At 40.0% G+C, this 26,098-nt stretch carries 20 protein-coding genes; 15 read left to right on the forward strand and 5 right to left on the reverse strand.

Features of this window, described 5'->3' with window-relative positions:
• Positions 1-62: 62 nt before the first annotated feature.
• From H5088_RS12780 to H5088_RS12790, 3 genes are all read left to right on the forward strand, one after another.
• Entirely contained in the window at positions 63-1,058 is a 996-nt protein-coding gene (locus tag H5088_RS12780; protein ID WP_182753118.1) for a LacI family DNA-binding transcriptional regulator, read from the forward strand.
• Positions 1,055-2,284 carry a glycosyltransferase gene (locus H5088_RS12785; protein WP_182753120.1) on the forward strand — a complete coding sequence of 410 codons (1,230 nt, stop codon included), beginning with the start codon at positions 1,055-1,057 and terminating at the stop codon, positions 2,282-2,284. The genes H5088_RS12780 and H5088_RS12785 overlap by 4 nt, the downstream gene beginning before the upstream one ends.
• Positions 2,285-2,400: 116 nt before the next feature.
• Positions 2,401-3,627, forward strand: a complete 1,227-nt coding sequence (locus tag H5088_RS12790; protein ID WP_002960134.1) for a threonine/serine exporter ThrE family protein — start codon at positions 2,401-2,403, stop codon at positions 3,625-3,627.
• Between the two features lie 554 nt (positions 3,628-4,181).
• On the opposite strand, the gene poxB is transcribed toward H5088_RS12790, so the two are convergent.
• On the reverse strand, positions 4,182-5,906 hold the full coding sequence (gene poxB / locus H5088_RS12795; protein WP_182753122.1) for a ubiquinone-dependent pyruvate dehydrogenase: 1,725 nt from the start codon (positions 5,904-5,906) through the stop codon (positions 4,182-4,184).
• A 316-nt stretch (positions 5,907-6,222) separates the two neighbouring features.
• On the opposite strand from poxB, the gene H5088_RS12800 reads away from it, so the two are divergent.
• Positions 6,223-7,878, forward strand: a complete 1,656-nt coding sequence (locus H5088_RS12800; protein WP_182753124.1) for an RluA family pseudouridine synthase — start codon at positions 6,223-6,225, stop codon at positions 7,876-7,878.
• A 179-nt stretch (positions 7,879-8,057) separates the two neighbouring features.
• Complete coding sequence (locus tag H5088_RS12805; protein ID WP_182753126.1) at positions 8,058-9,977, forward strand: GGDEF domain-containing protein; 1,920 nt, start codon at positions 8,058-8,060, stop codon at positions 9,975-9,977.
• A gap of 32 nt (positions 9,978-10,009) precedes the next feature.
• On the opposite strand, the gene H5088_RS12810 is transcribed toward H5088_RS12805, so the two are convergent.
• The 3 genes from H5088_RS12810 to H5088_RS12820 are packed head-to-tail and all read right to left on the reverse strand — an operon-like array spanning position 10,010 to position 10,826.
• On the reverse strand, positions 10,010-10,228 hold the full coding sequence (locus tag H5088_RS12810; RefSeq protein ID WP_024591904.1) for a DUF6500 family protein: 219 nt from the start codon (positions 10,226-10,228) through the stop codon (positions 10,010-10,012).
• Between the two features lie 29 nt (positions 10,229-10,257).
• Complete coding sequence (locus H5088_RS12815; protein WP_039488404.1) at positions 10,258-10,512, reverse strand: hypothetical protein; 255 nt, start codon at positions 10,510-10,512, stop codon at positions 10,258-10,260.
• A gap of 59 nt (positions 10,513-10,571) precedes the next feature.
• A complete protein-coding gene (locus H5088_RS12820) occupies positions 10,572-10,826 on the reverse strand; it encodes a hypothetical protein (protein WP_182753128.1) in 255 nt (84 codons plus the stop codon).
• 331 nt (positions 10,827-11,157) lie between these two features.
• Here H5088_RS12820 and H5088_RS12825 point away from each other — a divergent pair, with 331 nt between their 5' ends.
• Positions 11,158-11,583 (forward strand): hemerythrin domain-containing protein, encoded by a 426-nt coding sequence (locus H5088_RS12825; protein ID WP_008134499.1) that lies wholly within the window; start codon positions 11,158-11,160, stop codon positions 11,581-11,583.
• Positions 11,584-11,676: 93 nt separating this feature from the next.
• Here the strand turns inward: H5088_RS12825 and H5088_RS12830 are convergent, their stop codons facing one another.
• A complete protein-coding gene (locus tag H5088_RS12830) occupies positions 11,677-12,090 on the reverse strand; it encodes a hypothetical protein (protein WP_096794390.1) in 414 nt (137 codons plus the stop codon).
• A 418-nt stretch (positions 12,091-12,508) separates the two neighbouring features.
• On the opposite strand from H5088_RS12830, the gene H5088_RS12835 reads away from it, so the two are divergent.
• The 9 genes from H5088_RS12835 to H5088_RS12875 all read left to right on the forward strand — a co-directional run bounded on the left by H5088_RS12835 (position 12,509) and on the right by H5088_RS12875 (position 26,054).
• Entirely contained in the window at positions 12,509-14,869 is a 2,361-nt protein-coding gene (locus H5088_RS12835) for a TonB-dependent siderophore receptor (protein WP_182753130.1), read from the forward strand.
• A gap of 10 nt (positions 14,870-14,879) precedes the next feature.
• On the forward strand, positions 14,880-17,033 hold the full coding sequence (locus tag H5088_RS12840) for an FAD-dependent oxidoreductase (RefSeq protein ID WP_182753132.1): 2,154 nt from the start codon (positions 14,880-14,882) through the stop codon (positions 17,031-17,033).
• 1 nt (position 17,034) lies between these two features.
• A complete protein-coding gene (locus tag H5088_RS12845; RefSeq protein ID WP_182753134.1) occupies positions 17,035-17,853 on the forward strand; it encodes a DUF547 domain-containing protein in 819 nt (272 codons plus the stop codon).
• Complete coding sequence (locus H5088_RS12850; RefSeq protein ID WP_182753136.1) at positions 17,840-19,174, forward strand: ABC transporter substrate-binding protein; 1,335 nt, start codon at positions 17,840-17,842, stop codon at positions 19,172-19,174. The genes H5088_RS12845 and H5088_RS12850 overlap by 14 nt, the downstream gene beginning before the upstream one ends.
• Positions 19,171-20,925 carry an ABC transporter permease gene (locus H5088_RS12855; RefSeq protein WP_182753139.1) on the forward strand — a complete coding sequence of 585 codons (1,755 nt, stop codon included), beginning with the start codon at positions 19,171-19,173 and terminating at the stop codon, positions 20,923-20,925. Before H5088_RS12850 ends, H5088_RS12855 begins: the two co-directional genes overlap by 4 nt.
• A 71-nt stretch (positions 20,926-20,996) precedes the next feature.
• Complete coding sequence (locus tag H5088_RS12860; RefSeq protein ID WP_002960109.1) at positions 20,997-21,635, forward strand: ATP-binding cassette domain-containing protein; 639 nt, start codon at positions 20,997-20,999, stop codon at positions 21,633-21,635.
• Between the two features lie 32 nt (positions 21,636-21,667).
• On the forward strand, positions 21,668-22,348 hold the full coding sequence (locus H5088_RS12865; RefSeq protein WP_182692667.1) for a CDP-alcohol phosphatidyltransferase family protein: 681 nt from the start codon (positions 21,668-21,670) through the stop codon (positions 22,346-22,348).
• A complete protein-coding gene (locus tag H5088_RS12870) occupies positions 22,341-23,132 on the forward strand; it encodes a sterol desaturase family protein (RefSeq protein ID WP_182753141.1) in 792 nt (263 codons plus the stop codon). Before H5088_RS12865 ends, H5088_RS12870 begins: the two co-directional genes overlap by 8 nt.
• Before the next feature lie 261 nt (positions 23,133-23,393).
• The gene (locus H5088_RS12875; protein ID WP_182753143.1) at positions 23,394-26,054 is read left to right on the forward strand and encodes a glycoside hydrolase family 16 protein; all 2,661 of its coding nucleotides are present in this window, start codon (positions 23,394-23,396) and stop codon (positions 26,052-26,054) included.
• Positions 26,055-26,098: the final 44 nt, after the last annotated feature.

Genomic DNA, 26,098 nt, shown 5'->3' on the forward strand with positions numbered 1-26,098 from the left:
AATAGTGCTGATTAAGCTAAACTACAGCGCTATTTATTCACCACTGCGGTACTTAAAATACAATGCATAACAAAGCCAAATCAGTCACCATTTTTGATGTTGCAGAGCGTGCTGGTGTATCAAAATCAACCGTATCCTTGGTACTTACCAAAAGCGATAAAGTGGGCAATAAAAGTAAACAAAAAATACTCAAAGCGATAGATGAGCTAGGGTACGTTTATAATCGTGATGCCGCTGCTATGCGCTCAAAACGCTCTAACTTAGTGGCCATAGTAATAAATGATTTAACTAACCCAGCTATGGCACACCTTGCTACCAGCTTACAACTTTTGTTAAACGACAATGGCTTACAAGCCATGATTGTAAGCAGTAATAATAGTCTTGAGCTACAAGCAAACGCAGTTAAAAACTTAAAAGAATACAACGCAGCTGCATTTATTATTTGCCCCGTTGCTAATACTTGCCCCAAATGGCTTGATGCGCTCAGCGCGCAACACAAAGTAATTACCTTAATGAGTGAAGTGCCCTTTAGCGCAGCTCCGTGTGTATTACCCGACTATAAAAAAGCCAGCCACGTAGCCAGTATGCATTTACTCGCACAAGGCGTGCCAAACATAGCATTTATAGGCAGTGAACTTACTTTAAGTGATTCACAAGCACTGCAAAGTGGCTTTAATACCGCATGCGCGCAGCACAGCATTACACCATTAGCACCCATTGACTGCGCAGTAAACACAGCCCTTAGCGCTAAAAATGCATTTATGGAAGCATATAAACACAAACCCACATTAAACGCAGTGGTGTGTGCAAACGATATTATTGCTCAAGGTGTTATTGCCGCTATTAACTCATTAACTCATCACTCTATTAAAGTAGTGAGTTGCCACCACATTCCTAATAGCGCGGTTATAAATAATCACTTAACCACCGTGGCTATTAGTACAACTGATATAGCTAAGCGGTGCCTTTTAATACTCCAAGAGCTACTACAAAATACAGTCCCGCCAGTAAAAACACTGGTAAATGTAAACTTACAAATTAGAGATTCTAGCCAATGAAAAAAGTGCTGGTAATTGGCTACGTATGGCCAGAGCCAAATTCGTCTGCTGCGGGAACGCACATGATGTCGTTATTAAATGCATTTAGAGCGCAAAACTGGGACGTTGAATTTGCAACGCCCGCGCAGCGCACCGACCACATGGTAAACCTTGACGACTTTGGTATAACCAGCCAAAGCATTGCACTAAACTGCGATAGCTTTGACGAATACGTTAAAGCCTATAACCCAGATATAGTCATGTTTGACCGCTTTATGATGGAAGAACAATTTGGCTGGCGCGTCGATAAACATTGCCCAAATGCCATTAAAATTCTCGATACCGAAGATTTACAATGCCTACGTAATGCACGCCACGAAGCGCACAAAGGTGAGCGCGAGTTTACAACCAGCGATTTACACTCAGACATAGCAAAACGAGAAATTGCCGCTATTTTACGCTGCGACCTAAGCTTAATTATTTCAAGTTATGAAATGAGCCTGCTAAACAGCGTATTTAAAATAGAGCCAAGCTTATTACACCATTTACCATTTATGGTCGATTTAAGCTCACTGCCTACAAGTACAAAAACGTTTGAGCAGCGCCAGCACTTTATGACCATAGGTAACTTTAGACACGCACCAAACTGGGATGCTGTACTTTATTTGCAAAAAATATGGCCACTTATTCGCAAGCAACTCCCAAAAGCAGAACTACATATTTATGGCTCCTACCCACCACCAAAAGCCACGGCACTAAATAACCCTAAAACAGGGTTTTTAATAAAAGGCTGGGCCGATAATGCGTTTGATGTAATGCAAAGTGCGCGTGTATGTTTAGCTCCACTGCGCTTTGGTGCAGGCATTAAAGGTAAATTACTTGAAGCCATGATTATGCAAACACCCAGCGTTACCACCTATATTGGTGCAGAGGGCATGCATAACGATTTACCATGGCCTGGTAAAATAGCCAACACCGCCGACGATTTTGCCAATGCTGCTGTTGAAATGTACACCAATCAAAGTGACTTTGAACAAGCACAGCAAGATGGCAACACGCTCCTTAATACGCTTTACGATAAAGCACAATTGAGTACGGTGTTAATTAAAAAAATCGATTCAATAAGTAGCGATTTAGAGGCTCATCGCGAAAAAAACTTTACAGGCCAAATGCTCAAACATCATACAATGCGCAGCACTCAATACATGTCGCAATGGATAGCTGAAAAAAATAAAAAATTAGATTAAAAATGACTAGACACACACCAATTAGTGTTTAAAATCGCGCCCATCAAACGTGGGCAGTTTTAGCTGTATTGTCTATATTTTTAGCTTAGTTATCGCAATATTTGGTCCAAAAAGATTTGAAAACTGCAACCTTTACAGAAAAACGCAAATTTATCGTTAAATTGGGTAAAATGCTTCACAAGTATGGTACGCCTGCTTACCGCCTAGAAGCCCACCTAATGGAAGTGGCTACATATTTAGGACTTAAATCGTCGTTTGTTATGTCGCCAACTTCGGTAACGTTTGTTATTTGGACTGATGGCCACGAAGACGAGTACACCCATGTTGCGCGTGTAGACCCTGGCGATCACGATTTAGGCTCACTTGCCGACACCGACGATCTTGTAAACCAAATGCTTGACGACAAGCTAACTTTACAAGAAGTTGACGCCCAGCTAGATGCTATCTACGACATGCCAAACCCATACAATAAACTTGTTACGGGCGTTGCCTTTGCAACTTCTGGTGGTGCGTTTGCAATGTTAATGGGTACTAGCTGGACTGATGTTATTTGGTCATCGCTTCTTACTTTAGTTGTTTATTTGTTTGTGCTTTGGTCAGGACGCTCAAAACGCGTAGCCCATATGCTTGAGCCATTAGTGGCCATAATATCAGCAATACTTGCCTGTGCAGTAAGCGTGTATATAACACCTGAAATAAACATACGCTTGGTGGTACTTTCGGCCATTATTGTATTTATACCAGGTTTAGCACTTGCGCTTGGCTTAGCAGAGCTTGCAGCGCGGCATTTAGTGTCGGGTACAGCAAGAGTCATGGACTCGTTTATGCTGTTATTTAAACTCTATTTTGGCGGTTTTATTGGCATAGGTATTGGCTTTGCACTCTTTGGGCAAGCTGACTTTGTACAACCTGAACCATTACCAAAGTGGACAGCATGGCTCGCCATATTTTTACTTTGTAGCAGCTTAATCGTTATTTTTAGAACCAAACTTAAGCACGCTGTTTGGTCTATTGCATCAGGCTTTATAGCTTATGGCACCAGTATTGGCTCGGCTATGTACCTTGATTACACGTTAGGTACGTTTGTGGGTGCTTTATCGGTAGGTATATTTAGTAACTTGTTTAACCGTGTTGCTAATGCGCCAGCTTCTATTGTGGCCATGCAAGGCTTAATTGTATTAGTACCAGGTAGCAAAACCTATATTGGCTTAAACTCACTCATTGAAGGCCAAGACTTTATATACGCAGAGCATATAGGCCAGCAAACGTTTTTAATATTTATGTCGCTTGTTGCAGGGCTAATATTTGCAAACGTAGCCCTACCGCCTAAAAAGAGTTTGTAACTGATACTGAGCGCTCGCTTTACTTTAATTGAGTAAAGCGAGTAAAACATTAAACTAAAAACAACTACCAAGTAGCAATTGAGGCCAATGCTAAATGTTTTAGCTCATTACATTGCACTTGAGTCAAACTCAAAAACCTCATAGTGATTCCAACGTAAAAACAGTTCAGCGCTTTCTAAATAACCTAAACTCTGGATAATAAATCTATCTCAAGCAGCTATTTTCAGCGCTAACTGCGTTGAATTTACTTGCAATAGGCTAGATATTTGCGTATTCACTGGTGCGTAAACTGCTTTGCTGAGCTTGAATAAGCCATAAAACAGCCAGCGACAGTAAAACCGATTTCCATTTCATTATTGCTCCGTTCCCTCTATGAGTAGAGGTATTTCATGCGTGTTTTTATTAATTTAATGATAAACCATATATTATTTTCTATTTCGGTTCAATCACTTACAAACAGCAGCCTTAGCTTATTAATAATAAAAGATGATAGTGAGGATTATTACTTGGCACTTCCCTATTGAGCAAAAGTACTCAATAGGGAAGTAACTCACTTAGCGTGACCAGTTAGTTTTGGCAAGCTCTACAATCTCGTTTCCTTTGCCGTTTATCAGCGCTTTCATCATGTAAACACTAAAGCCTTTTGCTTGCTCTAATTTGATTTGCGGCGGCATTGAAAGCTCTTGTTTTGCAGTATCGACTTCTAAAACAACAGGTCCTGAGTGGTTCATCATCTCGTTCATTGCCGATGGTAATTTTTCAGGGTCATCCACATGAATCCCTTTTAATCCACAAGCCTCTGCAATGTTAGCAAAACTTGGGTTTTTTAAATCGGTATCGCTTGATAAAAACCCACTGGCTTTCATTTCCATAGCCACAAAACTAAGTGAGCGATTATTATAAACAACAATCTTTATTGGTAAATTAAGCTGCTTAAGTGAGATTAAATCCCCCATTAACATCGAAAAGCCACCATCACCACACATTGCAATGACTTGGCGGTCTCTATCAACAGATTGAACCCCCATTGCCTGCGACATCGCATTTGCCATAGAGCCATGATTAAACGATCCTATTAAGCGACGCTTACCATTCATTGATAAATAACGCGCAGCCCACACTGTTGGCGTACCTACATCACAAGTAAAAACAGCATCGTCAGTCGCTTGCTCGTTGAGTAAACGTGTTAGGTATTGCGGATGAATTAAATTTTGCGAGGTTTTGCCACTGGCAAGTTCATCAAGATCTTGTCGAGACTCTTTGTAATTTTTAACACATTTTTGTAAGTGCGAACTGCTCCGTTCACCTTTAATATAATCAAGCAGTGTGGCCACTGAGTTTTTAGTATCCCCTAACACGCCACAGTCAATTTGCACGTGTCGCCCGAGTGACGCAGCCTGATTATCAATTTGCAATATGGTGGTATTTTCGGGATAAAAAGCACGATAAGGAAAACTAGTACCAATCATTAATAACGTATCGGCTTCTTGCATTGCATGATAGCCCGATGCAAAGCCAATAAATCCGGTCATACCAACATCGTAAGGATTATCGTATTCAATAAATTCTTTACCGCGCATGGCATGCACTATCGGTGCTTGTAATTTTTCGGCTAGCGCAACAATTTCGTCGTGGGCATCCTTACAACCAGCGCCGCACAACAAGGTTACTTTTTTACTTTTATTAAGATGAGTCGCCATTGCTTCAATATCAGATAAAGCGGGGGTATAAGTTGCTGGTTTTGGCACGTTCCATTTTGGCTTAATAGCTTTAGGCATATCTTTTAATGCAATGTCGCCAGGTAGCACAAGTACACTCACACCTTTGTTTAGTATTGCTTGTCGCATTGCGGTTTCTAGCAGGTACGGCATTTGCTCGGGGCTCGACACCATTTCACAATACACACTGCATTCTTTAAATAATTCTTGCGGATGGGTTTCTTGAAAATAACTACTACCAATTTCAGATGAAGGAATATGTGCGGCAATTGCTAATACTGGTACATTATTACGCTGACAATCAAATAAGCCATTAATTAAATGAAGGTTACCCGGCCCACAAGAACCCGCACACACCGCAAGCTCGCCTGATAAATGGGCTTCGCCACCAGCTGCAAATGCGGCAACTTCTTCATGTCGCGTTCCTAACCATTCAATTGTTCCCATTTTTCGCAGACTTTCACTAATGCCGTTAAGTGAATCGCCAGTTACTCCCCAAATACGTTTTACGCCTGCTTGTTCGAGGGTTTTAGTGATAAAACTTGCGATATTTTGACTCATAATATAGAACTCCTAAATATTCAGTTATTCTGTAAATTGATTTTTCGTCTCTGATCTATCAGGTAAGTCATCGTTTCGAAATGCGCTCAATTATTGAGAATCGATAAGCTTAAATATTTTGATAATGATAAATATATTACTACTGAGACTTTACTAACAAACGCCTATGCTTGCTGCGACCCCATACTGATACATAAAACATGAATGTCCGCTTTAAAGTGTTTATGAATATGCGGGTGCGAGATTTTTAGTGGCTTAACTATGAATATGTTATTATGCGCTCAATTATTTTACTGAATGCTTTTCTCTTACTTCTATGTCAAATTCTGCTTCTTGCTTTACATTATTTTCTCAAAATATTGATGCTCTCGCGCTTCCTGAAAAGTTTACTTTCCCTTTTTATTACGAGCCGCAACCATTAGCTGTAGCAGCCACTAAACAATTACAGCAACAACTTGAAACGTTAACGCATTTAAAAGCAGAAAATGCAGGTAAAATGTTTGGGGTTTTAGTGGTGCAAAATGCTAAGCAACAATTAGGCTTTTTAAGTGCTTATTCGGGACAAATTGAAGGTGATAAAGGCAATATTAGTTTTGTGCCGCCTGTTTCTAGCATGCAACTTCAAGATGATACCTATTTGGCTCAAAGTAAAATAATTAACGATATTAATGCTCAAATTGAGCAGTTAGAAAATAGCGAACAACTACTTGAAGTTAATAACAAACTTGATGATGCAACACAGAGCTACCAGCAAGCGCTATTAGCTCAACAAGCAGTAATGCAAGCCGGTCGTCAGCAACGAAAAATACAACGTACTGAAGGTGAATTAGAACTTAGCGAAAGTGATTTTGAGCAGTTAAAAAATAAGCTTGCAGGGCAAAGCATCGTAGAAAAAAAGCAACTGCTGGCACTTAAAGCCTATTGGCAAAATATAATCGAGTCACTGCAGCAAACACACATCAATATTTCTGATGAAATTGCTCATTTAAAAAAACGCCGTAAAACGCTTTCTAAAAGCTTACAAAAAAAGCTATTTGCACAGTACCAATTTTTAAATGCAAATGGTGAAACTACAGACTTAAATGCTATTTTTGCAGCATTACCTGAGCACACTCCTCCTTCGGGTGCTGGCGATTGTGCAGCGCCTAAATTATTACAATACGCCTATAAACATGACTTAAAGCCACTTGCTATGGCAGAGTTTTGGTGGGGAGCAGCACCTAAATCAGCAATTAGGCAGCATAAGAATTACTACCCTTCTTGTTACAGTAAATGCCAACCAATACTTGGGCATATGCTAAAGGGTTTAGATGTTGAAGATAACCCGCTACTTATCAACCCAGCTCAGGGTAAAGATTTAAATATTGTTTATAAAGATGACGACTTACTTGTGGTAAATAAGCCCGCTGAGTTTTTATCGGTACCTGGCGTTAATATTGATGACTCAGTTTATATGCGAATCAAAACGCAGTTTCCAGAGGCATCAGGGCCACTAATTGTACACAGATTAGATATGTCGACTTCTGGGTTATTGATGATTGCGCTTAATAAACGCGTGCACAAAGCACTGCAAAAGCAGTTTATTGAACGCACCATAGATAAACGTTATGTCGCATTAGTTAATGGTAACGTAGCTGAGGATAGCGGAGTAATTGATTTACCCTTAGTGCTCGACTTTGATGATAAACCGCGCCAAATGGTATGTTATAAACACGGTAAGCCATCACTTACTACCTGGCACGTTTTAGAGCGTAACAACAATATTACCCGATTACAGTTATATCCTAAAACAGGGCGAACTCATCAACTAAGAGTGCATTGTGCGCACAGCTTAGGTTTAAACATGCCAATTATAGGCGACACACATTATGGGAAAAAAGCCGATAGGTTACATTTACATGCAGAATACTTAGCATTTACTCACCCAATTACACTTAAACGATTAGAATTTGAAGTAGCCGCAGATTTTTAACAAAAGCACATAAACCGCTACCACTAAAACGTACAAATATTGGCTTTTATTAATTAAATTGATATTGTTTATGGTCTTATTTTTTTCAATGATGAGTATAAGAAACAGTTCAAACCCAAGTTTATTAAGCAATGCGAAAAAGTATTTCAATAATAAAAATAAATCAGCAAAGGATTAACATGGTTAACAATACACAAATAAAGATTTTAGGTAATACTTTATGGGCAAAGTATATTGTTCTCCTTTTATTTTTACTTTTTAGTAAACTTGCCTCTGCTAACGGCGATTCATTAAATGCAACTTCACATGCGCTAGACTTTGACACGACTCAAACTCTCATCAATAACATAAAACTAAATGAATTAGACTATCTTCAAAATGGAGACAAACTCACTCAAGCGTTTAAAATAAGCAAAGATCAAAATTGGGAAAAGCTTCATCTAGAAGCGGCCGCTTTGTATGCGGAGTTACTTTTTAGACAAGAAAAATACTCAGCGTTAAATACTCACTTATCCTATTACTTAAAGAACAAAGAGTTACCAAACCAAAAAAGTGTGTATTTATTATTTCTCGAATCACAACTCAAGTCTCTAGCGAGGGATGCAAACCCAGCTCCAGCACACACGCTAGCCACAAAATTAGAAGAGAGCTTGCAACAGCATTCATCTAAAGAAAAAATTATTATTTTACGAGCACTTGCTTACTATTACACCGATACTGATGCATTGAAAAAGACCCTAAATGTTGCACTAGAAGGGCTAGAATTAGCATTAAAAGATGACGACTCAGCATCTCAGGGATACTTTTTTAGAAAAATAGCCGATGCATATAATTATCTAAACGAAAAAGACAAAGCCATATATTATGCAAAAAAAGCGGTTGCAGCATATGAGCAAACACAAGATGGGCTTTTTACTGCAAAAGCATATTGGAGTTTAGGCAATATATTGCTCGAGATAAAAAAACCTAAAGATGCCTTAATATACCTAGACAAGGCATTGCTCTATTTTAAAAAAGCTAATATGCAAAAAGGCTTAACCTTTGCCCAATACTCAATTGCTAGCATTGAGTACTTACAAGCAAACTACGATAAAGCTTTAACTTTAACTAAAGAGAACATTGAGCTTGCTCGTTCTGCAGGTGTACACGACATGCAACTCGCATCGCTCATTTTGTTAGCTGACATATATATAAAACTAGATTTACTTGATCAAGCAAATGAAGCAAACGATGAGGTATTTTTAAACTTAGATAAATTCAGCCGCAGTATTTATAAAGCCGATTTTTTAAGTAAACGCTATGAGCTAAAGCGACGCCTCAACTACACTGTCGAGGCTTTTGAAGCAATTGAACAAAAGCTCCTTTATACAAAAAAACACTACGAAGCTACCAGTGAAAGTAATATAAAAACACTACAGGTACAGTTTGAAGTAAAAGAAAAAGAAGAAAAAATACAGCAACTAGAGTATGCAAAAGACATTAGTGAACTACAAGCTAAAGAAGAGTACCAACAAAAAATAATTTGGCGACTTAGCGCTGCTATAGCGTTTATTTTAGTGATTGCTTCATTATTTTTATTTTATCGGCAAGCTCGACAACGTCAAAAATATCACGATATTTCATTAACAGATTATCTAACAAATAGCCCTAATCGCAGAGGAATAATGCGCGCCGCAGAAGCAAAGCTTGATGAAGGTAAAATGACGATAGCAATTGTTGACTTAGACTACTTTAAAAAAGTTAACGACCAATTTGGTCACGATGTTGGAGATTTAGTTCTTATTTCCTTTGTAAAGGCTGCAAAAGAAACACTAAGTGGTGATCATCAGTTTGGCCGCTACGGCGGCGAAGAATGGTTGTTTGCACTAAATTCGGTTGACGAACTAGCTATTCGAGATATCTTTGACCAGCTCGCCACTAGGTTTACCGAGCATTGTAGTAATATAAAAGACCTTCCTAGTGATACAAAAATCACTTTTAGTGTGGGAGCCTCTGTAAGTAGCCCTTTAAAAAACACACTAGATGTTCTTATTAAGCATGCAGATAAATTACTTTATAAAGCAAAAGAAAACGGAAGAAACCAAGTCGTTGTTGATTAAATACAGCTAAAAGTACTTGCTCAGTTAATTGACTAAAGTCCATCTAAAACCATCTGTTTAATTTTATGTGCTTTTACAAAATGATCTAATTTATGGGTGTGTATCCACCAAGTAGCAGCTTCCATAAGTAGCTCTGGGTCGTCGTTTTTATTAGCAAAAAATGCATAAAAAGAAAGCCCTACATTTTCGCCTTTAACTGCTATTTTTTTATCGCACACGGTAATTATTTTTGCTCTTAGTTCTTCCCTCATACATACCTTATTTAATTATATTTTTACTATTAAAATACGCCATTTAAAAAGCTAACGATTAGCTGTAAAAGGCTTCTATCAACCAAGCCATGATTCTCAAGCTCTTTATTAGGCGTATTTACTTTTGCAGCTTTGCATTCATTATCTAGTGTCTCATTTTTACGTGTATCGGTTTCGTATGCAATATCTGCTTGTTCCATACATTTTGCCGAGCCTGCGTAAGGCTTCGCCGCACAAGCGCTTAGTAATAAAAAAAGTGGAATTGCTATCAATAATTGCTTCATAACTAATCATATTTTTACGCAACTTATTTACTTTAAATTACAGTTGCAAGTTAGCCTATTTACTTTTCTACCACCATTACAAAAAATTCAAAAAAGAACGTACCGATGGCATCAAAAAAAGTGTTATTTTTTTCATCCTTTTTAATTTGTGCGCTAATGCATTGATTGTAAAACTGTGAGCTTGTTTGAGCGCCATTTCGATCAACCATTTCAGCCTCTTCAATGCATAAGTTAGGGTCAGAACGCGGGGCTGTACTACATGCACTCAGTAAAGCGCACAGCAATAATGCGGCGACGGGGCTTTTTATGTTCATCCTTAAACTATCCTATTAAGTTAACGTGCTACCTGCATTTATGTGTGAGAGTAATATATAGGTTGTACCCAAATAACACTGGCACTTTATCACTGCAATAAAATAAACAACCAGTAAATATTTGTAAGGTTCTGTAGGGATTTATACTCACTTTTATAATTGAACTGCGCGAAAGCCTGAAATTATTGCATTCATATCACTGTAAAATTTACAGTGATCGCAGCCAAAGAATAAAAGATTAAATTAAATTTATTAAAATACAATAACTTAATATTTGGCATTTAGTTTGCTAGTTAATGATATAAGCAAATAAATTGTAAAAGGACTAGTTATGAATATTTTTGAAGCACTACGTCATGACCATGACAAACAACGAGAATTGGTAGATGCGCTTATTCAAACACACGGCGACACAGAGCAGCGCCACACGCTAATGGATGAGCTAAAAACAGAATTAGAAAATCACGCAAAATTTGAAGAACGTTACTTTTATAACCCACTTATGTTTGATGACTTAACTCATGAAAAAGCGCGCCACAGCGTAGCTGAACATCACGAAATTGATGAATTAATTGAACAACTTGAAGATACCGAAATGAGCTCGTCTGCATGGTTAGTTGCAGCTAAAAAGCTACACCATTTGGTACATCATCATTTAAGTGAAGAAGAACACGAAGTGTTTCAATTAGCGGGTAAAGCACTTACCGAAGGGCAAAAAGAGAGCCTTGCTGAGCAATACAACGACGCTATGCATTAGTTGTAAACACGCAAACCGACTTCCACACACTCCCTGTGTACTTATTGGTTATAAGCCTTATGGCTTATAACCAATTTTTTTGCATGTACTTTATTACTTTACAGTAAATTTCACGTCTTGGTCGCGTAATAAGTAAAGTGCAAAACACGCAGCCCACATTGGCCATGCAGTGAAGAATAATAAGTTGTTGAAGCCATCAATGTATTGGTTATAAGATGAAAGCGTAGACAAACCATGCATCACAAAAATCACACCATAAGTAATGCGTTTTTTAATACCCGCTAAAAATGCTAAAACAAGCACTAACTGCACCGCACCAATAATGTAAGCCACTATATCTGTAGAGCCACTAATACCGTAAAAATGTTCAAAAATACGTGCGCTATGCCCAGGATTAACAAACTTATCGAATGTCCACATAACCATTACAATAAACACGCCTAAACGCAAAGATAAAAGTGACCACTGCAAACGGTTTTGCACATCAGAATTCATTGAACCTGTCATAAAATTTCCTTAAATGAATATTAATAAACGTAGAAGTAACCTAGACCGTATAAGTTATTTTTTATTTCAAAAATTTTTAATTAAATTCATTAGTTAAGCCATGCAGTACTAAAAGTGAAGCTTATTTAAGTAATTTAAAAAATGCTGCATAAAAGTTAACTCTTTTAAAATGTTAGCAGGTTAAAAGTAGTCTATAATTAAAAATTCTATTAAAAGCATATATTTACATTCACTCTAGTACAATCGCTGTATTAATATTTTATCAACTAATAAAACAATACTACTTAATTACCATCTTTATAATGCATCTGTTTTGTTATGTTCTAAAAAACAAAAAGAATCAAAATTTTACTGAAAGTTATTTTTAATCCTTTCGGTCTTTATCGCCAACAACATTTTAACCGTAAAGAGAAAACGTTTGAAACACGCATATTTAGCACTTTCCCTAGCCACCATATTAAATACACCACTTAATGCTTTTGCAGCCAAAGAATCAAAATCAGCAAAAGAAGGCGCAATTGAGCGTATTGAGGTGGCAGGCCAGGTTATTAAATCTCAAGGTCTTTCAGTTAAAAATGCCACTGTAGACGGCCCCTTTGGCGACAACTTAGCTCTACGAGATATAGCCCGTTCAGTAACACCAATTTCAAGCGAGTTAATAGAACAACTCAATATTACAACTTTACAAGACGTACTTGCAGTCAGCCCTAATACCTATTCAGCCAGTGGTTTTGGGGCACCAAGTTTACCTACTATTCGTGGGCAACTAGGTGAGCTTTTCCAAGATGGTACACGCCGCCAAGCAGGTAATAATGGCTTTGGTGTGCCGTTATCGTTCAACTCTATAGAACAAATAGATGTAGTAAAAGGCGCGCCACCGGTATTATTTGGTTCAAGCCAACGCAACGGTGGTTTTGTAAACTTACATTCTAAAAAAGCATCAACTGACGACAGTAAAGGCAAAGCAACGGTATCTGCAGGACGATGGGATCAGTACAGTGTTTTAGTTGATTACAGTGCACCTATAGTAAAAGACAAAGTAGGTTTTAGAGTAAGCGCTGAACACATTGATAACGGCAGTTACTACGACTTTTCGGGCACGAAAAGCGACAGCCTATTTGCAGCACTTAGGGTGTTACCTGATGACAAGAGCAGCTGGGATATTAACTTTGAGTTATACCAAGTTGAATTTACCGATAACGCAGGTATTAACCGCCCTACTCAAGCGCTAATAGATAATGGTCTTTATATTACCGGCCAAGGCGTGCAAGTAAATGGCAGTACAGTTCCAGCGGCAGGTTCTATTGTTTCACCTACTGGGCAAGTAAAAATAGACCGTAGTACAGTACTTACCGACCCTGACAATCAAAACGAAGCCACTACTTATTTACTACACAGTATTTATAAGCGTGAACTTTCAAACAACGCATCAATAAAAAACATTACGTATTTTCAGCACTTACAACGCGAAGAAATTGCACAAAATAGCTTTGTTGAAATTATAGATGGTGCCGATACCGCGCAGAACCGTACCGAACTGACTTACCAATGGAGCAACGAACAGCAAACAATTTTTGCTTTTGATGTGCGTTACAACCGCGTGCTAGGCTACAGCCAATTTACAACAGAAGCCGACCTACCTATTGATTTAACTGGCCCAATTTCAAATCGCCGCATTCCTTTAACTGATGCACAACAAGCGCGTTTAATTGAAATTAGTCCAGGTGTATTTGTATCCCCTGGTGGTCAGTACGATATTAATAACGATGGCAGCGGCGACTTTAACTTATCAGACACTACCGATTCGCGCTCATGGCAAACGGGTTTTGCTATTCAGCAAGATTCAGATTGGACAGATAAGTTTCATACAAGTGTTGGCTACCGCATTGATTTTTATGACGTAGACGCGCACGACCCAATAGCACCAGAGGGTGAAATTGCAGCGAGCGATAGCATTAACGATAAGCTACATTCGGGGCAAGTAAGCTTTAATTACCGATTAAATGGTGATTACACCACTTATGGTGCAGCAAGTTACAACGAAGCCACATCAAATAGCATGGCTGGCGGCACGTCTCTTGGTGGCGACAACACGATTAGCGCGCAAAACTTTTCAACCGAAAATACCTTAGTTGAATTCGGTTTAAAATACGCACCAACCGACAGTGATTGGTACGCCGATGGTGCAGTGTTTAGCCAACGTCGTAGTTTACGTAATCGCGATGGTAGTAATACCGGCATTCGTACTACCGGCTTTGAAAGCCAAGTATTCTATGATGCTTACCCTTATTGGTTAAGTGCCGGCTACAGCTATATTGATGCTCGCTACGATAATTCTGCAAGTAGCCAAGATTCAGCGCAAGTAGCAGATGCATTTGACAACTCACGTCCAGATATTATTGCAGGTACCAGTGTTGGCGCACCTAGCTTTACCGCGTTTGCACCTTCAAACCGCCAAGTTCAGGGCATCCCTGAGCAATCTTTCAGCTTTAACGGAAATTATTCAATTAATTCGAAATGGCAAACGGGTTTTTCAGGTCTATATACAAAGAGTTACCCATTAGACTTTTTGGCGACAGTAAAAATTCGTGATCAGTACACCCTAAACGTAAATACTAGCTATGCTTTTACGCCTAATACCAAGTTACGATTAGATGTGAACAACGTGACGAATCAAAAAAACTGGCGCCCAGTATTTGAAGGCGGTTACTTTGGTGCAACTTTAGCTTTTCCTGAGTTGCCAATTAACGCCAAGTTAACCCTTACGCATAGTTTTTAAGAGAGAGAACATGATTAAAAAAATATTTCTATTATTGATTGCAGCGGCCGCCGTCGGCCTGTTCTTTCATTTTGACTTACACCAACTACTTACGCTTGATGGCTTAAAAGGATCGATGGATCAGTTTAACCAATACAAAGAGCAGTCACCGTTACTCGTTATTGGTGGGTTCTTTTTACTATACGTAGTAGTAACTGCTCTCTCTTTACCAGGCGCCGCTATTTTAACACTTGCCGCAGGTGCATTGTTTGGCTTAGTTGAAGGCTTATTGGTTGCATCTTTTGCCTCAACTATTGGCGCAACACTTGCCTTTTTAGTATCGCGTTACTTACTACGTGACACTATTAAACAACGTTTTCCTGAGCGATTAGCCGCCATTGATGCAGGCGTTGAAAGAGAAGGTGGATTTTACTTATTTACGCTTAGATTAGTGCCGGTGTTTCCGTTCTTTTTAATCAACTTACTAATGGGTGTTACTTCAATAAAGTCTTGGACTTACTACTGGGTAAGCCAAGCAGGTATGCTCGCCGGTACATTTGTATTTGTTAACGCAGGTACACAACTGGCGCAAATAGAAAGCTTATCTGGAATTTTATCATTCAACTTAATCTTATCATTCGCTTTATTGGGTATATTCCCATTCATTGCAAAAGGAATCTTAAACGTGTTTAAAAAGCGTCGCGTATACAAAAACTACACTAAGCCTAAAAAATTCGACCGTAACATGATTGTTGTTGGCGCAGGCGCAGGTGGTTTGGTAACAAGTTATATAGCCGCTGCTGTTAAAGCAAAAGTAACCCTTATTGAAGCGGGCGAAATGGGCGGTGACTGTTTAAACTATGGTTGTGTTCCAAGTAAAGCAGTCATTAAAAGCGCTAAAATTGCAGAACAAATTCGCCATGGTGAAAACTACGGCCTAGAAAATGCGACACCGCAGTTTTCGTTCAAAAAAGTAATGGCACGTGTACACAAAGTAATTGCAGATGTAGCACCACACGACAGTGTTGAGCGTTACACCAACCTAGGCGTAGATGTTGTAAAAGGCTACGGTAAATTAATAGACCCGTGGACTGTAGAAATTAAACTTAACGATGGCGGCACGCAAACACTTACCGCTCGTACTATTGTGATTGCCACTGGCGCGCGCCCATTTGTACCGCCACTACCTGGTATTGAAGAAACTGGCTATGTAACAAGCGATACGTTGTGGAATAAATTTGCAGAGCTAGATGAGGCACCTAAAAAACTTGTAGTACTTGGTGGTGGTCCAATTGGTAGCGAATTAGCACAAAGCTTTGCACGTTTAGGTTCAAGTGTTACGCAAATTGAAATGGCGGAGCGCATCATGATCAAAGAAGATCTTGAAGTGTCTACTTTTGCTCACGAAGCATTAACCGAAAGTGGCGTTAATATTTTAACATCGCACCAAGCACTTCGCTGTGAAACGCGCGATGGTAAAAAATATATTGTTGTTAAACATAACGACAAAGAAATAGATATTGAATACGACGAGCTATTATGTGCCGTTGGTAGAAGTGCACGCCTTAAAGGTTACGGTCTTGAAGAGCTAGGCATTGAAACAAACCGCACAGTAGTAACTAACGAATACCTAGAAACACTGTACCCAAATATTTTCGCAGCTGGCGATATTGTAGGTCCATACCAGTTTACACATGTGGCAGCTCATCAGGGTTGGTACGCAGCGGTAAATGGCTTATTTGGTCACCTTAAAAAGTTTAAAGTAGATTACCGTGTTATTCCGTGGACTACGTTTATTGACCCAGAAGTAGCACGTGTTGGCTTAAACGAGCAAGACGCAAAAGACAAAGGCATAGATTACGAAATCACTCGCTTTGAATTTGAAGAGCTAGACCGTGCAATTACCGACAGCGCCACAAAAGGCTTTATTAAAGTGATTACACCCAAAGGCAAAGACAAAATATTGGGTGTTACTGTAGTATCTGAACACGCTGGCGATTTAATTGCTGAGTTTGTACTGGCAATGAAACACGGTTTAGGCCTTAACAAAATACTCGGTACTATACACAGCTACCCTACTTGGGCTGAAGGTAACAAGTACGCAGCAGGCGAGTGGAAACGTGCTCATGCACCTGAAAAAGTGCTTAACATGCTTGAAAAATACCACACATGGCGCAGAGGCTAATATGTTTAAAACACCTCTAAAAGCATTGCTACTTGGTTCGGCTTTAGTTGTAACATCGTTTGCAACGTCATTTTCGGCCCAAGCCCAAAACATGCACGATAGCTGGAATGCATTATTAAATAAGTATGTTGTCGCTATTAATCATAATCACAGTACTGAGGTTGATTACGCTGCTATAAAACGTGAGCATGCACAGCTAAAAACGTATTTAGATTCGTTAACGGCTGTAACGCAAAGCGAATTTGACGCTTGGGAAAAGCCTAAGCAACTCGCTTTTTTAATCAATGCTTATAATGCGTGGACTGTTGAACTTATATTAACTAAGTACCCTGATATTAAGTCAATTAAAGACTTAGGGAGCTTTTTTAGCTCACCATGGAGTAAAGAGTTTGTGCCATTACTTGGCAAAACTCGCAGCCTTGATGATATAGAGCATGGTTTAATACGTGGCAGCGGTAAATACAACGACCCACGCATTCACTTTGCAGTAAATTGCGCGAGTATTGGTTGCCCAGCGCTTCGAGAAGAAGCCTATACAGCCACTGATTTAGAGAGCCAATTGCAAGAGCAAACAGTGCGCTTTTTATCAGATATGACACGCAATATGGCTCAAGAAAATACGCTAAGCGTGTCTTCAATATTTAAATGGTACGGCGATGATTTTGAAAACGGTTTTAGAGGTGCAAACACGCTACAGCAGTTTTTCCTGCAATATAGCGATGCACTTAAACTGATACCCGCTCAGCAAAAAGCACTTAAAAATGATGACATGAAAGTTAAATTTTTAGACTACAACTGGGATTTAAATGTTCGCCATTAAGTTTTGGCAAACACTGGCGCGATACAGCTTTTGCTGTGTCGCGTTTTGCGTTTGTGTAATCGCAAATTTAGCTGCTTTTTCAAGCACTGCGTTTGCTAATCCCTTTATTAACTCAAATAGTACAAGTAATTTAGTAATTAACACACAACAGCAATCTCGCTGGCAACAAGTTCAAGCACTTGGTAGCAATCAAGATGTATACTTTTATGCATGGGGCGGCGACGCGCAAATAAATGCTTATATTCAATGGGCAGCACAGCAAGTTAAAACTAAGTACAACATTAACCTGGTACATGTAAAATTAAGTGACACCAGCGAAGCAGTAAGCCGTGTACTTGCCGAAAAATCAGCAAACAATAACAACCAAGGCAGCGTAGATTTAATTTGGATCAACGGAGCTAACTTTGCCACCATGAGTGAGCACTCTCTGCTTTTAAAGCAATGGGCAAATAAACTCCCCTACTTTGCATTAACCGATCCGGCTAATAACCCTGCTGTAACATTTGATTTTGGTTTACCTACCAATGGGATGGAAGCGCCATGGGGGCAAGCGTCACTTACGTTTTATTACGACAGCATTGCAATAAATGGTAAGGCAAACAATAAATTGCCGACGACATTAAACGAATTATTAAACTGGAGCGCACAAAACCCTGGTCGCTTTAGTTACCCAAAGCCGCCTGACTTTTTAGGTATGAGCTTTTTAAAATACGCCTTAGTTGTGCTGCATAAGCACAGCAGCGAAAACATTAAAGCGCAGCTAAACCAACCAGCTACAACTAAAAATACGGCGCAAGTGTTAAATCCACTGTGGGACTTTTTAGATAAACTACACCCAACTCTTTGGCGTGCTGGCACTCATTTTATGCAAAGTGGTGCTCAAATGCGCCGCTTAGTAGACGATACAGAGCTGAGTTTAGCCTTTACTTTTTCAGCACCTGAAGTACCGGCAGCTGTAAAACGCTATGATTTACCAAACAGCATTCGCAGTTACGCAATGAGTGATGGCAGTTTAAGTAATACCCATTTTGTGGCAATCCCTTACAATGCAAGCCACCAGCAAAGTGCGCAATTAGTGGCTAATTTTTTAATGAGCCCTGAGGCGCAAGCTGAAAAACAAAAAGCGCATATATGGGGCGATAAAAGCGTACTTATTCAATCAACGTTAACGCCTGATCAGCAAGCCTTATTTAAAACAGCTAAACCACATCCAAGTGCACTGCCTTTAAACAGTATTAAACGCACATTGAGCGAACCTCATCCAAGCTGGGTAAACGCCATTATGCAAGGTTGGCAAACCCGTTATGGAGTAAGCCAATGAGTGTTATTTCAAAAAGTGTACCTATTAATACCAAAGCAACAACGCAGTGCAGCACCGATATGTTTACGCGCATTGTAAAATTTAGCCCGCGATTTTTACTCGCTTTACTTATACTACCCGTACTTGGTGGCTTAATTAGCGTATTGCTGCCTGCCTTTGGTTATGCGCCCGTACTTGAGCAAACAACGTTTAGCTTGCAAGGTTTTAATGCCCTTTGGCAAACACCCGGCCTTACCCAAATGGTTACCTTAAGCGTTGCAACGGGCTTAATAAGTACTCTGCTTGCATTTATCATTACCTTAATGATTTTAGCTGCGTTTTTTAATAGCCCGTGGCTTAACCGAATTCAGCGTTTATTGAGCCCTATATTAGTTATACCTCATGCCGCCGCGGCTATTGCGGTAGGGTTTTTAATTGCCCCTTCAGGTATGATTTCACGCTTAGCGTCGCCTTGGTTAAGCGGCTGGGAACTTGCGCCAAACGGCATGTTTCCGCATGATTCATTCGGTATTAGTATTATTTTAGGCTTAACACTAAAAGAGCTTCCCTTTTTATTATTAATGGCACTGGGCGTACTTGCTCAACCTGAGCTTGGCAAAAAATTACGCCAACAACATAAGGTTGCGCTTAACTTGGGTTATTGCCCAATGACCGCCTTTTTTAAAGTAATACTGCCAAGTCTTTATCCGCTGCTGCGTTTGCCCCTTTTAGCCGTGCTTGCCTATGCAAGTGCCAGTGTAGAAATGCCACTCATTTTAGGCCCAAATACACCACCCACGTTAGCCGTTGCAATAATGCATTGGTTTAACGATGTTGATTTAAACCTGCGCATTAAAGCCTCAGCGGGCGCTTTATTACAACTGGCTGTTACAGGTGGGTTATTAGCCCTTTGGCTTGGCGCAGAAAAGGCCGTAAAAGTGCTATTTAGCGACTCCCTCACTAATGGAGTGCGCGAATACGGTGGATTTTATTGGCAAAAAATAACGGTCGTACTCACCACATTAGTAATTAGCTTTATATTGTTGTCGCTTATTGGTTTAGTTATGTGGTCGGTTGCAGGCTTTTGGCGCTTTCCAGATGCAATGCCTGAGCAATTTACACTACTGCATTTTAAAAGTGCGCTAATGCAAATGAGCAGCCCGCTTTTTAATACCCTAGCAATCGGTTTAGTAACCACATTATTTGCCATTATTCTTACTCTATTGTGTTTAGAATCAGAGCAATTGAGTGACAAACCGATTTCTCGTTTTACCAGTTTAATTATTTACTTACCGTTATTAGTACCCAGTATTGCCTTTTTGTTTGGGCTAGTATGGATACAACAATTGGTAAATAACCAAGCCGCATTTTTTAATGTGGTACTTACGCATTTACTGTTTGTGTTGCCTTATGTGTTTTTGTCACTTGCGAGCAGCTATAGACGTTTAGACCCTCGTTTCGCTCATGTTGCAGCAAGCTTAGGCGCAGCGCCATGTAAGGTGTTTTTTAAAGTAAAACTACCACAGTTGTTTGCCCCTATTTTAATTGCAGCCGCACTGGGCTTAGCTATTAGTTTTGGACAATACCTCCCCACGCTTTTAGCTGGCGGCGGGCGTATAGCCACAATAACAACCGAAGCCGTTACGCTTGCTAATGGCGCAAGCAGACGCACCAGTGCCGTGTACGCTATTATGCAAATGGCACTGCCGCTTATTGGATTTATACTGGCATGGGGTTTACCTAAATATTTTTTCAAAAGTGCACGTGCTTAAAAGTACGCGAGTTTAAAAGTGCACATATTTAAAGCACCCATGTTTAACACTATCAGGGTTAAGGTTTTTTAATGCAGTCATCGTTACAAATTAAAAATTGTCAGCTTTATCGCCAAAATGAGCTGTTACTTAGCTTAAACGAGCAAGTTAATGGCGGTGAAATTCTGACTATTATGGGCCCATCAGGCAGTGGTAAATCAAGCTTATTAAATTGGCTTACGGGTACTTTACCAAGTAGCTTTAAGGCCAATGGTGAGGTGTGGCTTAATGGTCAAAATATCGATAACACCCCTCCACACTTGCGCCATATTGGAGTGCTTTATCAAGACGCTTTATTGTTTTCGCATTTAACTGTTGCTGGTAACATTGCCTTTGCAATGCCCAAAGGTAATAAAAAACAACGCCTTGAAAAAATAGAACACGCACTTGAGCAAGTCGGTCTTAAAGACATGGGTAATCGTCACCCCGATAACCTCTCGGGCGGGCAGCAAGCCCGTGTTGCATTATTACGTATGCTGCTGAGCGAACCTAAAGCCATTTTACTCGACGAACCCTTTAGCAAACTCGACACCCAACTGCGTGTTGATACACGCGAACTCGTGTTTAGCCAAATACGCGATCATAAGCTACCTGCAATTATGGTAACTCATGACCATAGCGACGCCGACGCTGCAAATGGCAAACTCATAACTTTAAATAGCGCACTTTAAATACATAGCTTTAAACGCATAAGGCAAAAAACATGCTAGACAAATTTATCACCCCTGTAATTAAGCCACTTTTAACACCTGTGGTTATGCTTATGCATAAACGCGGCATAACCGCCGATCAGCTCACCGTGGTAGGCTTTTTAGTTGGCTTATTAGCCGTGCCATTACTGGCGTTTGAAATGTGGTACGGCGCATTAGTTGCCATTGCTTTAAATCGAATTTTAGATGGACTTGATGGCGCATTAGCACGTTATGCAAACCAAAGTTCAAGCGCGGGTGGCTTTTTAGATATCACACTCGACTTTTTATTTTACGCGGCTATTCCGCTTGGCTTTATTTTGGCAAACCCTGAGCAAAACGCGATAGCGGGCTCCTTATTACTTGCCACTTTTATTGGTACGGGCTCAAGCTTTTTAGCTTTTGCGATTGCCGCCGAAAAATTTAAACTCGAAAAACCGCAATTTAAATATAAAAGCTTTTACTACTTAAACGGCTTAACCGAAGGCACTGAAACAATAGCGCTATTTATTGCATTTTGTATTTGGCCGCAGCACTTTGCTGTTATGGCGAGCATTTTTGCTATTGCGTGTGGCATAACTATTTTTACCCGTATACATGGCGGTTATCACACGCTTAAGCGACAAGAAGCCGATGCTAACAAAGCAGCTGAAAACGTGCCTAACAGTGCAAATTCTGAGGTAATAAATGACTAATGAAGTATGGTGGCGACTCGGCTGCTTTTTTAGCATTTTAATTATAATGATGCTGCTTGAATGGCAAAAGCCTGCTCGCCAAGCAGCTATTAAAAGCAGTACACGTTGGTTTGCTAACTTTGGGTTAGTGTTTGCTTCATCAGTTGTTGCGCGCTTAGTGGTTCCCATTGGGCTAACCGCCGTAGCACTTTACAATCAAGAGCACGGCATAGGCTTATTTAATCAAATAGCTCTACCAAGCAGTTTAATTATTATATTGAGCATACTTTTACTCGATATATTAATTTATTGGCAACATAGGTTATTCCATAACGTGCCTATTTTATGGCGCTTACACCGTGTACATCACGCCGATGCACACGTTGATACAAGTACGGGCTTGCGCTTTCATCCTATCGAAATTGTACTGAGCATACTTATAAAACTAATTGCAGTAACTGCTCTTGGCGTACCTGCCATTGCGGTACTTATATTTGAAATAGCACTTAATGGTTTAGCATTATTTAATCATGCAAATATACGCCTACCTAATGCCATTGAAAAACCACTGCGTTTAATACTAATGACGCAAATTTTGCATCGAATTCACCATAGCCAAGTGGTTAGTGAAACCAACTCAAACTATGGTTTCAGTGTAATTTGGTGGGATAAATTATTTGGTAGCTACAAAGATAAAGCAAAAAAAGCCGACGCAGATATAAATATTGGCTTAAAAGAATACCCAAGCCAAAAGCAAAATGCCTCGCTTTGGGGTTTATTGATCATGCCATTTAAAAATAAGTAAACCGCGTACATTCTCGGATTAGTCCTATATTTAATAGGCTCTTATTAAAGAGCCTATTATGAATTAAGTAACACTAAAACGCCTCTTACCGTAAACTAATTGTAAATAAAATAAACAAATATGTTGACCATTTGCGTACTCCACAATATCATTTGTAAGCGCTTACAAAACACAATCTAAAATGTAAGCGCTTACAGCATGAAAAACAAAGCTCAAAAAACAATTAATCTGACAATAATCTGTTGAAACCGGGGTTCAGTTATGAACATTGAAACAACGCACATTACACGTTTACTTGCCGCTATCTCTTTAGTTACGTTAGCTGGCTGTGGTGGTGACTCTGCCACTAAATCAAATTTTGAAAATGTAGATGCCTCTGAGCCAGTATCAGATTGGCAAATGGTTTGGAGCGACGAGTTTGAAGGCTCAGCCATTGATACAAACAAATGGAACTATGAATTAAACTGCGATGGCGGTGGTAACAACGAGAAACAGTGTTACACCGACAGTGAGCAAAATGCATTTATTGCAGACGGTGTGTTAAACATTGTTGCCCTACCCGCTGAAGAGGGTGCAGAAAAACCTTACACTTCAGCGCGCTTAAATACGCGTTACAACGCCGACTTTACATATGGTCGCTTTGAAGTGCGCGCCAAACTTCCATCAGGACAAGGTAGCTGGCCAGCATTTTGGATGCTGCCAACTGATGAAGTTTACGGCACTTGGCCTCGTTCTGGCGAAATAGATGTTTTAGAATCAGTAAACCTTAAAACACCAGATGAAGATGGCGGTATAGAGTCTAGTATCCACGGCACACTTCATTACGGACGCGCGTGGCCAGATAACAGCTACACAGGGCAAGAATACAAATTCCCTGAAGATACTAATCCAGCAGATGATTTCCACACGTATGCTGTTGAATGGCAAGAAGGTGAAATTCGCTGGTACGTAGACGGTTACCTTTATGCAACTCAGCGTCAATCAGAAGTTCGTACTAATGCAAGTGGTGAGGCTGTAGGCCTAAAACATCGTGGTTGGTTTGCAGAATACTTTGAACAAGGTTCTGGCGAACTTACAACGCATTGGGATAGCGCACCATTTGATAAAGACTTTCACTTATTGCTAAACCTAGCAGTAGGCGGTGACTGGCCTGAAAACGTAAATGATTTAGGTGTAGACGCTAGCGCATTTGAAAACGGCCAAACCTTTGCTATTGATTACGTACGTGTTTATCAATGTGCATCAAACCCTGAAACAGGTAAAGGCTGTGAAACTATTCGCCCAGGTTACAATAGCTTAGACGATGCGTTGCTTGAAGGCGATGCACCAATCCCTAGCCCACCTTCGACAGGCATTGCAACACCACTAACTATTTTTGGTGAATCATTTAATCCAAATTGGCCTGCATGGGATTGTTGTGGTGGTTCTACTCCCGCTATTGTTGCAGATGAAACCCAAGGTGATGTAGTTGAATTTGTAGTAGGTGCAGAACCCACTGTAATGGGCTTTATTAGCCGTGAGATTTTTATTACTGACGAAGCAGGAAAAGCCAGCCCGTTTGATGCTTCTCCAATGCTGGATGAAGGTTACGTTCGTTTTAAAATGAAAGTAACAAATGCACCAGGCACAGCTGATGCAGCTTGGCTTGTAAAACTTGAAAGTAATGAAGGTTCTAGCGCAGTAGAAATGCCGATTACAGACAGTGTTGAAGGCGTAAGCCCTGTTGTTGGCCAATGGCAAACTTATACATTTTTACTAAAAGATCTAGATGCTGCAAATTTAGATATTAGTGCAATTGATGTGATCATGGTGTTTCCAGCATGGGGCGCAGGTGAAGGCGCTGTTTATTTAATTGACGATGTTGAGATTACTCAAGATAACTTAGGCGTATCACCTGAGCTTACTATTTTTACTGATGAGCAAAATCTAGCATGGCCAATGTGGGATTGCTGTGGTGGCTCAACCCCTGTTGAAGCTATGGATGATGAAGAACATGGTCTAACTGCAGAGTTTAGCATTGGTGCAGAGCCTACTGTGATGGGCTTTAATAGCCGAACATCGTCAGGAGGCTCAGGCGAATCGTTTGACGCTAGTAGCATTTTAGATGAAGGCGTTATTCAATTTGATTTAAAAGTAACCTCTACTCCTAGCGATCCAGCTACACCGTGGTTATTTAAAGTTGAGTCAAATGGCGGCGACTCTGCAGTAGAGCTTGAATTAACGGCAAGTGTTGAAGGCGTAGCGCCAGTTACTGGCGAGTGGCAAACATATACATTTAAATTGTCTGATCTTGCAGCTGCTGGCTTAGATGTAAGTACTATAGATGTATTAATGATTTTCCCAGCATGGGGGGCAGGTGAAGGCTCTGTTTACCGTGTAGATAACGTTAAGATTTATAATCCAAATGCAGCGCCAGCTGCAACGGGTGAGCTTACTGTATTTAAAGATGCAGCTGCCGATCAGTGGAGTATTTGGGATTGTTGTGGTGGCTCTACACCAACAACAGAAACCGATGATGACGCGCATGGCGCAGTAGCGCAATTTAGCATTGGTTCTACTGCTACAGTAATGGGCTTTATAGCTGATGAAGACGTATCGTTTGATGCCTCTGCAATACTTGAAAATGGTGTAGTTCAATTTGATATGAAAGTTGTATCAGCCCCTTCAGATATTGACGCTCAGTGGCTATTTAAAATTGAATCAATTGGTACATCGAGTGCCGTAGAGCTTGCTTTATCAAGCAGTGTTGAAGGCCAGGCACCTGTAACGGGCGAATGGCAAACATACACCTTCCCTCTTCAGCAATTGTTTGATGCAGGCTTAGACATTAGCGCATTAAACGTAATTATGGTTTTTCCTAGCTGGGACATGGGCGATGGCGCGCTTTACCGTATAGACAACGTGATTATTGCAAATCCATAAAACACACACCAATAGGCGCTTAGCGCCTATTGCTACACAACAAC

The sequence above is a fragment of the Pseudoalteromonas sp. SR43-3 genome (assembly GCF_014163875.1).
Classification (GTDB): Bacteria; Pseudomonadota; Gammaproteobacteria; order Enterobacterales; family Alteromonadaceae; genus Pseudoalteromonas; species Pseudoalteromonas distincta.

Bases quoted from the DNA above. Each gene is read 5' to 3' on its own strand.
- H5088_RS12850 (WP_182753136.1), top strand. From the start codon at position 17,840: ATGTTCGCCATTAAGTTTTGGCAAACACTGGCGCGATACAGCTTTTGC.
- H5088_RS12870 (WP_182753141.1), top strand. From the start codon at position 22,341: ATGACTAATGAAGTATGGTGGCGACTCGGCTGCTTTTTTAGCATTTTA.
- H5088_RS12875 (WP_182753143.1), top strand. From the start codon at position 23,394: ATGAACATTGAAACAACGCACATTACACGTTTACTTGCCGCTATCTCT.
- H5088_RS12810 (WP_024591904.1), bottom strand. From the start codon at position 10,228: ATGAGGGAAGAACTAAGAGCAAAAATAATTACCGTGTGCGATAAAAAA.
- H5088_RS12815 (WP_039488404.1), bottom strand. From the start codon at position 10,512: ATGAAGCAATTATTGATAGCAATTCCACTTTTTTTATTACTAAGCGCT.
- H5088_RS12820 (WP_182753128.1), bottom strand. From the start codon at position 10,826: ATGAACATAAAAAGCCCCGTCGCCGCATTATTGCTGTGCGCTTTACTG.
- H5088_RS12840 (WP_182753132.1), top strand. From the start codon at position 14,880: ATGATTAAAAAAATATTTCTATTATTGATTGCAGCGGCCGCCGTCGGC.
- H5088_RS12800 (WP_182753124.1), top strand. From the start codon at position 6,223: ATGTCAAATTCTGCTTCTTGCTTTACATTATTTTCTCAAAATATTGAT.
- poxB (WP_182753122.1), bottom strand. From the start codon at position 5,906: ATGAGTCAAAATATCGCAAGTTTTATCACTAAAACCCTCGAACAAGCA.
- H5088_RS12825 (WP_008134499.1), top strand. From the start codon at position 11,158: ATGAATATTTTTGAAGCACTACGTCATGACCATGACAAACAACGAGAA.
- H5088_RS12845 (WP_182753134.1), top strand. From the start codon at position 17,035: ATGTTTAAAACACCTCTAAAAGCATTGCTACTTGGTTCGGCTTTAGTT.
- H5088_RS12855 (WP_182753139.1), top strand. From the start codon at position 19,171: ATGAGTGTTATTTCAAAAAGTGTACCTATTAATACCAAAGCAACAACG.
- H5088_RS12830 (WP_096794390.1), bottom strand. From the start codon at position 12,090: ATGACAGGTTCAATGAATTCTGATGTGCAAAACCGTTTGCAGTGGTCA.
- H5088_RS12785 (WP_182753120.1), top strand. From the start codon at position 1,055: ATGAAAAAAGTGCTGGTAATTGGCTACGTATGGCCAGAGCCAAATTCG.
- H5088_RS12805 (WP_182753126.1), top strand. From the start codon at position 8,058: ATGGTTAACAATACACAAATAAAGATTTTAGGTAATACTTTATGGGCA.
- H5088_RS12860 (WP_002960109.1), top strand. From the start codon at position 20,997: ATGCAGTCATCGTTACAAATTAAAAATTGTCAGCTTTATCGCCAAAAT.
- H5088_RS12865 (WP_182692667.1), top strand. From the start codon at position 21,668: ATGCTAGACAAATTTATCACCCCTGTAATTAAGCCACTTTTAACACCT.
- H5088_RS12780 (WP_182753118.1), top strand. From the start codon at position 63: ATGCATAACAAAGCCAAATCAGTCACCATTTTTGATGTTGCAGAGCGT.